The sequence below is a fragment of the Sphingomonas sp. T1 genome (assembly GCF_902506585.1).
Classification (GTDB): Bacteria; Pseudomonadota; Alphaproteobacteria; order Sphingomonadales; family Sphingomonadaceae; genus Sphingomonas; species Sphingomonas aerolata.
Genome location: NZ_LR733875.1, coordinates 2,080,509 through 2,093,798 on the forward strand (window position 1 = coordinate 2,080,509; position 13,290 = coordinate 2,093,798).

Annotated in this window: 13 protein-coding genes; 10 read left to right on the forward strand and 3 right to left on the reverse strand. The window is 68.8% G+C overall.

Going from position 1 to position 13,290, the window contains the following annotated elements; translation table 11 throughout:
* The first annotated feature begins 50 nt into the window (after positions 1 to 50).
* Entirely contained in the window at positions 51 to 767 is a 717-nt protein-coding gene (gene rph / locus GV027_RS09440; RefSeq protein WP_031441505.1) for a ribonuclease PH, read from the forward strand.
* Entirely contained in the window at positions 764 to 1,399 is a 636-nt protein-coding gene (gene rdgB, locus GV027_RS09445; protein ID WP_056405330.1) for an RdgB/HAM1 family non-canonical purine NTP pyrophosphatase, read from the forward strand. The genes rph and rdgB overlap by 4 nt, the downstream gene beginning before the upstream one ends.
* Before the next feature lie 50 nt (positions 1,400 to 1,449).
* Here the strand turns inward: rdgB and GV027_RS09450 are convergent, their stop codons facing one another.
* On the reverse strand, positions 1,450 to 2,007 hold the full coding sequence (locus tag GV027_RS09450; RefSeq protein ID WP_159511696.1) for a CAP domain-containing protein: 558 nt from the start codon (positions 2,005 to 2,007) through the stop codon (positions 1,450 to 1,452).
* A gap of 43 nt (positions 2,008 to 2,050) precedes the next feature.
* On the opposite strand from GV027_RS09450, the gene hemW reads away from it, so the two are divergent.
* On the forward strand, positions 2,051 to 3,223 hold the full coding sequence (gene hemW / locus GV027_RS09455; RefSeq protein ID WP_159511697.1) for a radical SAM family heme chaperone HemW: 1,173 nt from the start codon (positions 2,051 to 2,053) through the stop codon (positions 3,221 to 3,223).
* A 47-nt stretch (positions 3,224 to 3,270) separates the two neighbouring features.
* Here the strand turns inward: hemW and GV027_RS09460 are convergent, their stop codons facing one another.
* Complete coding sequence (locus GV027_RS09460; protein WP_037531892.1) at positions 3,271 to 4,485, reverse strand: penicillin-binding protein activator; 1,215 nt, start codon at positions 4,483 to 4,485, stop codon at positions 3,271 to 3,273.
* A gap of 10 nt (positions 4,486 to 4,495) precedes the next feature.
* Here GV027_RS09460 and rsmI point away from each other — a divergent pair, with 10 nt between their 5' ends.
* The 4 genes from rsmI (at position 4,496) to GV027_RS09480 (ending at position 7,441) form a co-directional block, all read left to right on the forward strand.
* Complete coding sequence (rsmI, locus tag GV027_RS09465; protein WP_236559137.1) at positions 4,496 to 5,341, forward strand: 16S rRNA (cytidine(1402)-2'-O)-methyltransferase; 846 nt, start codon at positions 4,496 to 4,498, stop codon at positions 5,339 to 5,341.
* The gene (locus GV027_RS09470; protein WP_052149316.1) at positions 5,338 to 5,736 is read left to right on the forward strand and encodes a YraN family protein; all 399 of its coding nucleotides are present in this window, start codon (positions 5,338 to 5,340) and stop codon (positions 5,734 to 5,736) included. Before rsmI ends, GV027_RS09470 begins: the two co-directional genes overlap by 4 nt.
* 64 nt (positions 5,737 to 5,800) lie before the next feature.
* Entirely contained in the window at positions 5,801 to 6,754 is a 954-nt protein-coding gene (gshB, locus tag GV027_RS09475; protein WP_031441512.1) for a glutathione synthase, read from the forward strand.
* Positions 6,755 to 6,841: 87 nt separating this feature from the next.
* Positions 6,842 to 7,441 (forward strand): DedA family protein, encoded by a 600-nt coding sequence (locus GV027_RS09480; protein ID WP_031441513.1) that lies wholly within the window; start codon positions 6,842 to 6,844, stop codon positions 7,439 to 7,441.
* A 7-nt stretch (positions 7,442 to 7,448) separates the two neighbouring features.
* On the opposite strand, the gene GV027_RS09485 is transcribed toward GV027_RS09480, so the two are convergent.
* On the reverse strand, positions 7,449 to 8,348 hold the full coding sequence (locus GV027_RS09485) for a tyrosine recombinase XerC (protein WP_236559138.1): 900 nt from the start codon (positions 8,346 to 8,348) through the stop codon (positions 7,449 to 7,451).
* Positions 8,349 to 8,488: 140 nt separating this feature from the next.
* Here GV027_RS09485 and GV027_RS09490 point away from each other — a divergent pair, with 140 nt between their 5' ends.
* The 3 genes from GV027_RS09490 (at position 8,489) to GV027_RS09500 (ending at position 13,284) form a co-directional block, all read left to right on the forward strand.
* On the forward strand, positions 8,489 to 9,895 hold the full coding sequence (locus GV027_RS09490) for a sensor domain-containing diguanylate cyclase (RefSeq protein WP_236559139.1): 1,407 nt from the start codon (positions 8,489 to 8,491) through the stop codon (positions 9,893 to 9,895).
* 88 nt (positions 9,896 to 9,983) lie between these two features.
* Positions 9,984 to 12,155, forward strand: coding sequence for a primosomal protein N' (locus GV027_RS09495; protein WP_159511700.1), 2,172 nt, complete (start codon positions 9,984 to 9,986; stop codon positions 12,153 to 12,155).
* A 40-nt stretch (positions 12,156 to 12,195) separates the two neighbouring features.
* Entirely contained in the window at positions 12,196 to 13,284 is a 1,089-nt protein-coding gene (locus GV027_RS09500; RefSeq protein WP_236559140.1) for an acyltransferase family protein, read from the forward strand.
* The last annotated feature ends 6 nt before the right edge of the window (positions 13,285 to 13,290 follow it).

Consider the following 13,290-nt stretch of genomic DNA (forward strand, 5'->3'; position numbering starts at 1 on the left):
ACGAGCTCAGCAGCTACTCAGGACGAACGGAAGAAGTTTAGGAATACATCATGCGCCCATCCGGCCGTGCCCCAGACCAGATGCGCAGCATCACGATCGAACCCCGCTTCACCAAGCACGCCGAAGGCTCCGTCCTGATCGGTTTCGGCGACACGAAGGTGCTCGTCACCGCCAGCATCGAGGAGAAGGTCCCGCCGTTCCTGCGCGGCAAGGGCGAAGGCTGGGTGACCGCCGAATATGGCATGCTCCCGCGCTCGACCAACACACGCAACAACCGTGAAGCGGCCAAGGGCAAGCAGTCGGGCCGCACGCAGGAAATCCAGCGGCTGATCGGCCGTTCGCTCCGCGCCGTCACCGACCTGAAGCTGCTCGGCGAGCGCCAGATCGTGCTCGACTGCGACGTGCTTCAGGCGGACGGCGGCACGCGCACCGCTTCCATCTCGGGCGCCTGGGTCGCGCTGCGGCTCGCGATCGACGGGCTGCTGGACAGTGGCAAACTGACCGCCGATCCGCTGACGCAGAAGGTCGCCGCGATCAGCTGCGGCATCTATCAGGGCAATCCGGTGCTTGACCTCGACTATATCGAGGATTCGGGTGCGGACGCGGATGCGAATTTCGTCCTGCTCGAAAACGGCAACATCGCCGAGGCGCAGGCGACGGCCGAGGGCGCGACCTATGACGAGGAGGCGCTGCTCCGCCTGTTGCGGCTCGCCCGGATCGGCTGCGCGGACATCTTCGCGGCACAGGCCAAGGCGGTCGCCAAGTGAGCGGCGAAGGCAGCACCCCCCAGGCGATCCGCAAGCTCCAGCCCGGCAAGCTCGTCATCGCGAGCCACAACAAGGGCAAGGTCCGCGAGATCGCCGACCTGCTCGCAGGTCGCGGGTTCGACGTCGTGTCGGCGGCGGATCTCGACCTGCCCGAGCCGGTCGAAACGGGGACGACCTTCTTCGCCAATGCCGAGCTGAAGGCACGCTCCGCCGCCGACCTGTCGGGCTATCCCGCGCTCGCCGACGATAGCGGGCTGTGCGTCGATGCGCTGGGTGGCGATCCGGGCGTGTACACCGCCGACTGGGCGGAGACGCCGAACGGTCGCGACTGGTCGATGGCGATGCAGAAGGTCGAGGACGCGCTCGCCGCCAAGGGTCCCGACGCGACCCGCGGCGCGCATTTCGTCAGCGTGCTCGCGCTCGCCTGGCCCGACGGCCATGTCGAATGGTTCGAAGGCCGCGCCGAGGGCACGCTGGTCTGGCCGCCACGCGGCAAGGTCGGTTTCGGCTATGACCCGATGTTTGTGCCGCTGGGCCATGACCAGACCTATGCCGAGCTGCCGCACGAGACGAAGAACGCGATCAGCCACCGCAATGTCGCGTTCGAGCTGCTGAAGGCCGCCGTGTTCTGAAACGCCGCCGGACCGCCACCCCCGGGTGACGGTCCGGCGATCTCGGGTGCCTAGTAAGTCCGCTCGCCCACCACATTGCCCGGCGGCGAATAGCGGCACACCAGATAATCGTCGCGTTCGTTGCTCGCCATCGCGCATCCCACCGCGGTCGAACTGCGCCAGACGATCTGCGTGTAGTGCGCGACATCCTCATATTTGCCGGTCCGGCTGAACGCGGGCGTCACACCGTTGACGAAATCCTTCCGTTCGGCGACCCAGTGGCCGATCATCTCGGGATAGGCATAGGCATAGCGCGTGCCGGTCCACAGATTCTCGCCCTCGCGGCCGGGCCCCTGAACCTGATGCGCGTGCGCAAATTTGCGCGTGTTGGCCATTTCCTCGGCATAGGCGCGCGCGGTGGTCGCCAGCGTATCGCTCCATACCAGCGGCGGAACACCCACCGCCGCCCGCGCGGCATTATGCCCGTCCATCATCGCCTCCTTGAGAAGCGCGGGCCCGCGGGGCGCCGGCGCCTGCGTCTCGCGCCGCTCCACGACGCGTTCCGGCCCCTGCGCGCAGCCTGCGGCAAGCAACGCCGCCGCAACTGCCAGACCCAACCGAACCGTCATTGCGCTTCCTTCTGTCGCTCCGTGCGACCATATGCGCGAGATAATGCCCCCGATCGAAACGCCAAGCCCCGCCCCGCCGCCTTCGGGGGACCTCGCGCTCTACGTCCATTGGCCGTTCTGTGTGTCGAAATGCCCCTATTGCGACTTTAACAGCCATGTCCGCGAGGGCGTCGACCAGGCGGCGTGGCGCGCGGCGCTGCTCACCGACCTCGCGCACGAAGCGTCGGTGCTGCCGGGACGCAAGCTTCAGTCGATCTTCTTCGGCGGCGGCACGCCCTCGCTGATGCCGCCCGCAACGGTCGCCGCGATCCTCGACGCCGCCGAACGCGCCTGGGGCTTTGCCGAGGGAATCGAGATCACGCTCGAGGCCAATCCCTCCTCGGTTGAGGCCGCGCGCTTCGCCGACCTGGCCAGTGCGGGCGTCAACCGCGTGTCGCTGGGATTGCAGTCGCTCGACGATCAGGCGCTGAAATTCCTCGGCCGCGCGCATGACGTGAACGAGGGACAGGCCGCGCTGGCGACCGCGCAGAGTGTCTTTCCGCGGGTGAGCTTCGACCTGATCTATGCGCTTCCCGGCCAGCGCCTCGCCGACTGGCGCGCCGAACTCGCGCGCGCGCTGAGTTTCGGGACCGAGCATCTGTCGCTCTACCAGCTCACCATCGAGCCCGGCACGCGGTTCGCGACCGAAGCGCTGGCGGGCCGCATCGTCATTCCCGACGGCGACAGCGCAGCCGACCTGTTCGAGGCGACGCGCGCCGACACCAAAGCCGCCGGGCTCCCCGCCTATGAAACCTCGAACCACGCGCGACCGGGGTCGGAGAGCCGCCACAATCTCGCCTATTGGCGCTATCAGGATTATGCCGGGATCGGCCCCGGCGCGCATGGCCGCCGCGGTGGCCTGGCGACCGTGCGTCGCAAGAAGCCCGAAAACTGGCTCGCGGCGATCGAGCGCAACGGTCACGGCATGGAGGTCGAGGAGCCCCTCACCCCCTCGACGCGCGCGACCGAGGCGCTGCTGATGGGGCTGCGCCTGGCCGAGGGAGTCGATCTCGACCGGATCACGCAGCTCAACGCCGGCGTGGTGCCGGTGGATCTCGCCGCCGTCGCACGGCTCGAGGATCTCGGCCTCGTCGCCCGCTCACCGGGCCGGCTGCGCGTCACCGAAGCGGGGGCGCTGCTGCTCGACGCGATCCTGCCCGAGATCGTGACGGCGTAACCCTGCCGGCCTCCCCGCGCAGGCGGGAAGGCCGGTAAGGCGCTGGCTTATTTCCCGAAGCCGGTCGGCGCCGGCGACACTACGCTCGTCGTGCCGCCGCGGATTTCCTTCACCTCCAGCGCGCGCTCGGCGACATTGTCGCGGCCGAAGCGAAACGCACCGTCGATGCCCGAAAAGCCGTCGCCATCGCGCAGCCGCGACACGGGGAACGCGGTCCCCGGCTTCCAGTCGCGCGCGATCCGCACCGTCAGCAGCACCGAATCATAGCCGAGGCTCGACAGGCGGTACGGTCCGCTGCCGAAGCGTGCGCGGTATTTGGCGGCATATTGCCGGTACAGCGTATCCGACACGCTTGCGTACCAGGCGCCGTTCAACGCCGGCTTGGCGGCGACGCTCGATTCGGAATTCCACAGCTCGGTGCCGAGGATCCGGGTCGATGCGCCCGCGCCGCGCTTCACCAGCGCCGCCGCCGACGCCGCGGTCGAACCGCTGTCGGCGATCAGCACGGCGTCATAGGGTGCCTTTGCGGCGAGCCGCGTGACCGCGCCCGACACACCACCGGCGGTCCGGCCATAGGTCTGCAGCGACACGACCTGGCCGCCCGCCCCCTCGACCGCGCGGAGGAATGCGGTCGAGGCGCGCTCCCCGTAGAGTCCGTTCGGGACCAGCCCGGCAAAGTTCGACACGCCGCGCTCGCGCGCGAAATCGACGACGCGCGAAATCGACTGGGTCGGCACATAGCCCATCAGATAGGCGCCGTTGCCGGCCACCCCGAGATCGTTCGAGAAGCTCAGCACCGGCACGCCCGCCGCGCGCGCGATCGGCGCGACCGTCCGCACGTCCTCGGACAGCAGCGGCCCGAGGATCAGCTGCGCGCCTTCAGCGATCGCGCGCTGGGCCGCGGCCGCGGCACCCGTCGCGGTATCGTAATTGGTGATCCGCACGCGCTGGTTCTGCGTGTCGAGCAGCGCCATCATCGTCGCATTGGCGATCGACGTGCCGACCCCCGCATTGCTTCCCGACAGCGGCACGAGCAGCGCCACGCGGTTGCGCTCGGCATCGCGCGGGATGCCGGTCTCGACCCCGATCGTCGGCGTGTCGGCAGGACGGGTGGTTGGGCGCTGCTGCGACGGCTCGACGGGACCGCGCGGGACGATCGTCTGGCACGCGCCCAGCAGGCAGGCCATCGTGAGTGCCGCCGAGCGCCCAAACGCGCGCATCCGGTGCCGGGCCGATTGCCCTATCGTCGCTGCGTCTGCCATGACAATCCCCATGAACCCTGAAACTCCACTGAACCCCGGCCTTTACATCGTCGCGACGCCGATCGGCAATCTCGGTGATCTGTCGCCGCGTGCCGCCGATATCCTCGCGCGGGCCGACGTCGTCGCGGTCGAGGACAGCCGTGTCACCGCCGGTCTGCTCCGCCATGTCGGGACCAAGACGCCGATGGTCCCCTATCATGATCACAGCGCCGAAGGCGTCCGCCCCGCGCTGATCGCGCGGATGGCGACCGAGGCGGTGGCGCTGGTGTCCGACGCAGGCACGCCGCTGATTTCCGATCCCGGGTTCAAGCTGGTGCGCGACGCGCGCGCGGCGGGGCATCTCGTGGTGACGATCCCCGGCCCCTGCGCCGCGGTCGCCGCGCTCACGCTGGCGGGACTGCCGACCGATCGCTTCCTGTTCGTCGGCTTCCTGCCGTCCAAGGCGCATGCCCGGTCGGAGGCGATCGCCGAGATCGCGACGATCCGCGCGACGCTGGTGCTCTACGAATCGGGTCCGCGTCTCGGTGCCAGCCTTGCCGCGCTCGCCGAAGGGCTCGGCGACCGTGAAGCGGCGGTCACGCGCGAGATCACCAAGCGGTTCGAGGAGGCGGTGACTGGTACGCTGACGACCCTCGCCACCCGCTACGCCGACGCGCCGCCGCGTGGCGAGATCGTCATCGTCATCGCGCCCCCCGGCGACGCCCCCCCGGCCAGCGCGGAGGATGCAGACGTGGCGCTCGCCGACGCGCTGACCCGCCTCTCCACCGGCCAGGCCGCGAGCGAGGTTGCGAAGGCACTCGGGCTCGACCGCAAGACGCTCTACGCCCGCGCGCTCAAATTGAAGGCGAAGGGGTGACCCTCCCCGCCCCGCGCCCCTCCCGCAGACGGACGGCGAGCACCGCCGATCGACAAGTCGCGGAAGCTGCGGGGCGGCGCGGGGAACGGCTGGCCGGCTGGTGGCTGCGACTGAAGGGCTGGAGCATCCTCGACCGTCGCGTGCGGACGCCTGCGGGCGAGGTCGACATCGTCGCGCGCAAGGGGACGCTGGTCGCGTTCGTCGAGGTGAAGACGCGCGCGACGGCCGCCGAACTCGACTTCGCGATCGACGAGCGGCGGCTCGCGCGGGTCGCCGCGGCGGCAGAGTTTTTGATGCCGCGCTATGCCGGGCCCGGCGACGACATCCGCGTCGACGTCATCCTGCTCGCGCCCGGCACGCGCCCCCGCCATATCGAGAATGCATGGATCGGCTGAGCGGGTTGGGTGACTTGCGGCCCGCGCGCACCTACATGCGCTCGACCGCATAGAAGGAAGACGCATGAGCCTCACCGTCGCCGTCCAGATGGACCCGCTCGACAGCATCAATATCGCGGGCGATTCGACCTTCGCGCTGATGCTCTCCGCACAGGACCGCGGGCACCGCCTGTTCCATTACGCGGCGGAGGATCTCAACTACCGCGACGGCCGGGTCTGGGCGAAGGCGCACCCCGTCACCGTGCAGCGCGTGACCGGCGACCACTTTAGTGTCGGTGAGCCGGTGAACCTCGATCTCGGCGACGAAGCCGACGTCGTGCTCATGCGGCAGGACCCGCCCTTCGATCTCGGCTACATCACCGCGACGCATCTGCTCGAGCGGATCGCCGGCAAGACGCTGGTCGTCAACGACCCGGCACAGGTCCGCAACGCACCCGAAAAGGTGTTCGTGCTCGACTATCCGCAGTTCATGCCGCCGACGCTCGTCACGCGCAGCCTCGACGAGGCACGCGCCTTCCTGGCCGAGCACGGTGCGATCGTGATCAAGCCGCTCCACGGCAATGGCGGCAAGGCGATATTCAAGGTCGAATCGGATGGCGCCAACCTGTCCGCGCTGATCGAGGTGTTCAACATGACGTGGCGCGAGCCACATATGGTCCAGGCGTTCCTTCCCGACGTGGCCAAGGGCGACAAGCGCATCGTGCTGGTCGACGGCGAAGTCGCCGGCGCGATCAACCGCCTGCCGGGTGAGGGCGAGATCCGCTCCAACCTCGCGGTCGGCGGGTCGGCGGAAAAGACCGAGCTGACCCCGACCGAGCGCGAGATCTGCGCGGTCCTCGGGCCTGAACTCAAGAAGCGCGGGCTGCTGTTCGTCGGCATCGACGTTATCGGCGGCAAGTGGCTGACCGAGATCAACGTCACCTCGCCCACCGGCATCGTCGCGATCGAACGGTTCGACGGCACCGACGTCTCCGCGATGATCTGGGACGCGATCGAGGCAAAGGTCGCGGCGCGGTAAGGAAAACCACCATCCCGGTTCACGCCGGGATGGTGCGACCGCGCTGTCGAGGGAACACATGCGGCCTCCCGGAAGTATCGGTTAGCCATGACCGAATTCATCATCAACCTGATCGCCTGGGGCGGCTATTTCGGCATCTTCCTGCTGATGGCGCTCGAGAATATCGTCCCGCCCGTACCGTCCGAGGTGATCATGGGGCTAGGCGGCATTGCGGTTGCGCGCGGCCATATGGCGGTCGTGCCGCTGATCGTTGCGGGCACGGTCGGATCGGTCGCGGGCAATTACTTCTGGTATTATATCGGCCGGAACATCGGCTACGAGCGCTTCCGTCCGTTCGTCGAGCGGCATGGCCGCTGGCTGACAATCGAATGGTCGGATATCGAGAAGGTCCACCGCTTCTTCGTGAAGCGCGGCGGCTGGGTGATCTTCGTCTTCCGCTTCATGCCGACCTTCCGGACGATCATCTCGCTCCCGGCCGGGATGACGTACATGCCGTTGTGGAAGTTCGTGATCTGGACCGCTGCGGGCAGCGCGATCTGGAACACCGTGCTCGCCTATGCCGGCATCCTGCTCGGCTCGCGGTTCCAGCAGCTCGACCGCTATGTCGGCCCTGTCTCGGTCGCGACGTTCGTCATCATCGCGCTGGCCTATGGCTGGCGCGTGCTGACATGGAAGCCGAAAGGCTGACCTTGCGCTACGCCCGCGGATGCGCGTTGCGGTACACGTCCATCAGATGCGCGGCGTCGACCTGCGTATAGATCTGCGTCGAGCTGAGGCTCGCATGGCCGAGCAGCTCCTGCAACGCGCGCAGGTCCGCCCCGCGTCCCAGCAGATGCGTCGCGAAACTGTGGCGCAGTGCGTGCGGCGTCGTCCGCTCGCCCAGCCCCAGCCGCCCGCGGGCCCCGCGGACCGCGCGGCGCACGATCGCGGGGGCGAGCGGGCCACCCTTCGCGCCCCGGAACAGCGGCTCCCCCGGCACCAGCGCCCAGGGGCACGTTGCGACATAGGCCTCGATCGCGGTCCGGACCTGCGGCAACAGCGGCACGATCCGCGTCTTGGCGCGCTTGCCGGTTACCGACAGCGTCTCGCCGAGCGGCAGGATCGCCGGCGTCAGCAGCAGCGCCTCGCCGATTCGCAGCCCCGCGCCGTACAGCAGCATCAGCACCGCCCAGTCGCGCGCGCCGATCCACGGCTCGGCAGCGTCGTCGGCGACCTCCCCGGCCAGCGCCACCGCTTCGGCCGGCGAGATCGGGCGCGGCACGCCGCGCTGGACCCGCGGCCCCTTCAGCCGCGGCGGTTCGGCATCCGCATTCGCCCATGCGAGGAAACCGCGCACCGCGGACAGCTCGCGCGCCGCCGATGCATTCCCCAGCCCCTGCCCGCGCCGATAGGCCAGATAGGCGCGAAGATCCGCCGTGCTCGTCCGGCCCAGCGCCGCGCGATCGACCGCCCCCGCCCAGTGCCCTACCAGGAACGCCGTCAACCGCTCGGCAACCGCGCGATAGGCGCGGACCGTGTGCACCGACCGCATCCGGTCCCGCGCCAGATGCGTCGCCCAGAGCATCGACGGGGGAAGCGTGTCGGGTGAGGTCATTCCGGCATGCTAGAGCGTTTGAACGACAAAGAAAATTAACTAACGCAGGCCTATTCGAAGACATGTCGCTCCCCGAGTCCGCCCTTCGCGAAATGCCCGGATCACCATCGCGTTTTGCCTCGGCCGACGAGGAACGCCGGGTGGCGACGCTCAACGCGCTCGCGCTGCTCGATACCGAACCGGAACGCGAATTCGACGCGCTCGTCGCGCTGGCAGCCGAAATGCTCGACTGCCCCAGCGCGATGATGACGCTGATCGATCGCGACCGGTTGTGGATCAAGGCCGCCAATGACGGCGAACGCGGCGAGATCGCGCGCGACGTGACCATGTGCAACGTCACCATTCAGGGCTCGGCGCCGCTGGTCGTGGAGGACCTGTCGGGTGATTCGCGATTCGCTGCCAACCCCCTGGTTGCCGCATCCGACGGGGTGCGATTCTATGCCGGTGCCCCGATCCACGCGATCGCCGACGACGGACGACGTCACCCGATCGGCGCGCTGTGCGTGCTCGACACCCATCCGCGCAGCCTGAACGCAGCAGGGCGGAAAGCGCTTGTGCATCTCGCCACGCTTGCCGAGGCTGCGATCGCCGCGCGGACCGCGGCAATGCAGGCGCTGGCGATCGCGGTGACCGCGGATCGCCAGTCGTCCGTTCTCGCTCGCCAGGATCGCATCTTCCGCCAGGCGGAACGGATGGCGGCGATCGGATCGTGGCGGGTGCTGTGGCCCGACGGTCTGCTCGAATGGTCCGACGGCGTCTTCCGGATCCACGAGCTGCCGCTTGGCGCGCAACCCGACCCGTCGAAGGCGATCGATCACTATCCCCCCCATGCCCGCGAACAGATCGCCCAGGCGCTCACCGACGTCATCCGGACCGGTGTGCCGATCGATCTCGAACTCGATTTCACCACTGCACTGGGCAATCCACGACGCGTGCGCGTGCAGGGCGAGCTCGAACATGCGGCCCAGCGGAACGTGGACGGTCCCGTCGCGATCGTCGGCATCTTCCAGGACGTGACCGAGCGTCACGCGCTCGAACTCACGCTGCGACGCACGGCCGAAACCGATGCGCTCACCGGTCTCGCCAACCGGGCCGCCTTCGACCGGGCGCTCGACGCGGCCATCACGCGCGCGCGTGCAGCGGCAACGCCGTTGCTGCTCGCGCTGGTCGATCTCGACGGGTTCAAGGCGATCAACGACACGCTCGGCCACAACGCGGGCGACGACGTGCTGCGCGGCGTCGGCCAGATCCTGCAGGCGCCATGGCTTCGCGGCAGCCTAGCCGCGCGGCTTGGCGGTGACGAATTCGCGGTGATCGTCGACGACCCCGCGCTGGTCGGTGCACCCGAGGAGATCGTCAGCCGCCTGCAGGAGGCGTTGCAGGTGCCGGTCTCGGTCGACGGCCTGGCGATGATCAGCGCGGGCACCGTCGGCATCGCCGCGCTCGAAACCGATTGCCAGACGGTCCGTGATTTCGTCCACCGCGTCGACATCGTCCTCTACCGCGCCAAGCGCGAACGGATCGGCGAACGGCGCCGCGCCGCCTGATCGGGTTCACCCCGATGGGCGCCGCGACGACGATCACACGCCGCTAAAAGGTTTCCGTCGAGTCGATCTGCCCCCATATGCGTCGGCCATGTCGTCGCGCGCCCGTGTTCTGATCCTCAACGCCGCCCTTGGGCCGCTCGACTATCGCGTGCCCGCGGGCATGGACGTCGCGCCCGGCTCGATCGTCGTCGCGCCGCTCGGCCCGCGCCAGCTGCTCGGCGTGGTGTGGGAAGCGGAGCGGATGCCGTCCGATGCGGAGGTCGGCGACAACCGCCTGCGCAATCTGCTCGCGGTCGCGGACGTGCCGCCGCTCGGTGCGCCGCTGCGCCGGCTGATCGAATGGACCGCCGATTATTATCTGGCGCCCCCCGCCTCGGTGCTGCGGATGTCGCTCGCCTCGACTTCCGCGCTTGAGGGCGCGCGCACCGCGACCGAATATCGCGCGACCGGCACGATCCCCCCGCGCCTGACGCCGCAACGCGAACAGGCGCTCGAACGGATCGGCGATCGCCAGGGCCTGATCCGCGAACTGGCGCAGCTCGCCGAGGTAAGCGACGCGGTCATTCGCGGTCTCGTCAAGGTTGGCGGGATCGAGGCGGTCGAGGTGGATATCGACAGCCCCTACCCTGTCCCCGACCCGCTGCATCACGTCCCCGTGCTGTCGCCCGATCAGCGCGCAGCGGCGGACTCGCTCGTCAAAGGCGTCGCCGACCACATCTTCACGCCGACATTGCTCGACGGCGTGACCGGATCGGGCAAGACCGAGGTCTATTTCGAGGCGGTCGCGCAGGCGATCCGCGACGGCCGCCAGACGCTGGTGCTGCTGCCCGAGATCGCATTGACCGAGCCCTTCCTCAAGCGCTTCCACGACCGGTTCGGCTGCGAGCCGATCGCGTGGCATTCGGGACTGCGGTCGACCCAGCGAAGGCGCGCATGGCGTGCGATCGCGAGCGGCGAGGCGCTGGTGACGGTCGGCGCACGATCCGCGCTGTTCCTGCCCTATCGCGATCTTGGCCTGATCGTCGTCGACGAGGCGCACGAGACCAGCTTCAAGCAGGAGGAAGGCGTGCATTATCACGCGCGCGACGTCGCGGTGATGCGCGGCAAGTTCGAGGGATGCCCGGTCATCCTCGCCTCCGCCACGCCCGCGATCGAGACCCGCCAGCAGGTCGCGACCGGCCGTTATGCCGAGCTGAAGCTGCCCGGCCGGTTCGGCGTGGCGGAAATGCCGACGATCGAGCCGATCGACCTGATCAAGGAGCCGCCCGAGCGCGGTCGCTGGCTCGCCCCGCGGCTGGTCCAGGCGATGCAGGCGACACTGGAGAAGCGCGAACAGGCGCTGCTGTTCCTCAACCGCCGGGGCTATGCACCGCTGACGCTGTGCCGCACCTGCGGGCACCGGTTCCAGTGTCCGAACTGCACCGCGTGGATGGTCGAGCACCGGCTGACGCGGCGGCTCGCCTGCCATCATTGCGGCCATGCCGAGCCGACCCCACGCGTCTGTCCCGAATGCCAGGGCGAGGATACGCTCGTCGCCTGCGGTCCCGGCGTCGAGCGGATCGCGGACGAGGTCGCCGCGCTGTTTCCCGAGGCGAAGACCGCGGTCGTCACCTCCGACACCATCTGGTCGCCCGCCAAGGCAGCGGAATTCGTCGACCGGATGGAGGCGGGCGATATCGACATCGTCGTCGGCACGCAGCTGGTGACCAAGGGCTATCACTTCCCCAATCTGACGCTGGTCGGCGTGGTCGATGCGGATCTGGGGCTCGACGGCGGCGACCTGCGCGCGGCCGAGCGCACCTTCCAGCAGATTCGCCAAGTGTCGGGGCGTGCCGGGCGCGGCGAGAAGCCCGGCCATGTCTTCATCCAGACGCACAGCCCCGCCGCGCAGGTGATGCAGGCGCTGATCACCGGCGACGCGGACGCCTTTTATGCGGCCGAGACCGAGGCGCGCAAGGATGCGGGCGCGCCGCCCTTTGGCCGTTATGCCGCGATCGTCGTGTCGTCGGAGGATCAGCGCTGCGCGCACGACACCGCCAATCTGGTCGGGCGAAGCGCGCCGCAGGTCGAGGGGATGCATGTCTATGGCCCCGCGCCCGCACCGCTCGCGATGCTGCGCGGCCGGCACCGCTACCGCCTGCTCGTCCACGCGAAGCGCGCGCTCGACGTGCAGGACGTCATCCGTGCATGGCTCGGCACGCTCGACTGGCCGTCCAAGGTACGCGTCACCGTCGACGTCGATCCCTATAATTTTCTCTGATACGAAAGCAACCGACGCTTAACCGCTAGCACGCTATCCAATGTGGATGTCGGCGCAGCGTGTCACCCCGATCCAATGGCTGCGCGCGCTGGCGGCGACGATGGTCGTTGCCGCGCATGCAGCGAACCTGATCGATGCGGGTCCGGTCCGGATTACCGGCGCGTTCATCCCGTCGGTACCCAATCTCGCCGTGGTCGGCATCAGCGGCGTCGATCTCTTCTTCGTCATCAGCGGCTTCGTCATGGCGCAGTCGCTCGCGACCGCACCACACGATCCCTGGGGCTTTCTCGTCCAGCGCTGGCGCCGTATCGTCCCGCTCTTCGCGCTCGCCAGCATCGCCTATATCCTCGTCGCGACCGAGCCGCAGCCGGTCGAGGCGATGCTGATGTCGATCACCGTCCTCCCGCTGCTCGATGGCGCCGACTATCATCAGCCTTCGCTCTATGTCGGCTGGACGCTGGGCTTCGAATTTGCCTTCTACGCGCTCGTCGCACTCGCGATGACCGCCCGCCACCACAGGACCCGGTGGCTGCTGGTCTCGACGCTGGCCGTTGCGCTGCTCGGCTGTATCGTCCAGCCCGGCTGGGCGCCAGCGCGGCTCCTCTTCAATCCGATGCAGCTGGAATTCGCGTTTGGCCTGCTCGTCTGGATCGCCTGGCGACGGGGCATTGCTGCACCCGTCGCGGCCATCGCCATGGTCTCGGGGATCGCGCTACTCGCCATCGGTATCGCCGTCGGGCTTGGCCCCACGGTCTCGGGCGATGTCCAGGCGGCGGTCGCCGGCACCTCCGGTCTCGCACGCAGCTGGACCTGGGGGCTGCCCTGGGCGCTCGTCCTGCTCGGGGTGATCGACACGCAGGGTGGCGGCCGGTTCGACCGGGCCGTCGCGCGGATCGGCGACGCCTCCTATTCGACCTATCTCGTCCACCCTTGCCTGATCGCGCTGCTGTGGCGCATCGGCGGGTTGTTGCCGGAATGCCCGGCGCTGGTCTTCGTCGCGCTAGTCGTGACACTGTCGACGGTCGCGGGGCTCATCGTCCACCGCTGGATCGAACGGCCGCTGCTGCAGGTCTTAGCCCGGCCGCTCAAGGCGGCAGCGCCCGTCGCTACCGACGCGGCGCTCGCCTGAGGCGGT

Excerpts from the sequence above, each read along its gene's own strand:
- rph (WP_031441505.1), top strand. The coding sequence starts at position 51 with ATGCGCCCATCCGGCCGTGCCCCAGACCAGATGCGCAGCATCACGATC.
- GV027_RS09450 (WP_159511696.1), bottom strand. The coding sequence starts at position 2,007 with ATGACGGTTCGGTTGGGTCTGGCAGTTGCGGCGGCGTTGCTTGCCGCA.
- hemW (WP_159511697.1), top strand. The coding sequence starts at position 2,051 with ATGCCCCCGATCGAAACGCCAAGCCCCGCCCCGCCGCCTTCGGGGGAC.
- GV027_RS09460 (WP_037531892.1), bottom strand. The coding sequence starts at position 4,485 with ATGGCAGACGCAGCGACGATAGGGCAATCGGCCCGGCACCGGATGCGC.
- rsmI (WP_236559137.1), top strand. The coding sequence starts at position 4,496 with ATGAACCCTGAAACTCCACTGAACCCCGGCCTTTACATCGTCGCGACG.
- gshB (WP_031441512.1), top strand. The coding sequence starts at position 5,801 with ATGAGCCTCACCGTCGCCGTCCAGATGGACCCGCTCGACAGCATCAAT.
- GV027_RS09480 (WP_031441513.1), top strand. The coding sequence starts at position 6,842 with ATGACCGAATTCATCATCAACCTGATCGCCTGGGGCGGCTATTTCGGC.
- GV027_RS09485 (WP_236559138.1), bottom strand. The coding sequence starts at position 8,348 with ATGACCTCACCCGACACGCTTCCCCCGTCGATGCTCTGGGCGACGCAT.
- GV027_RS09495 (WP_159511700.1), top strand. The coding sequence starts at position 9,984 with ATGTCGTCGCGCGCCCGTGTTCTGATCCTCAACGCCGCCCTTGGGCCG.
- GV027_RS09500 (WP_236559140.1), top strand. The coding sequence starts at position 12,196 with ATGTGGATGTCGGCGCAGCGTGTCACCCCGATCCAATGGCTGCGCGCG.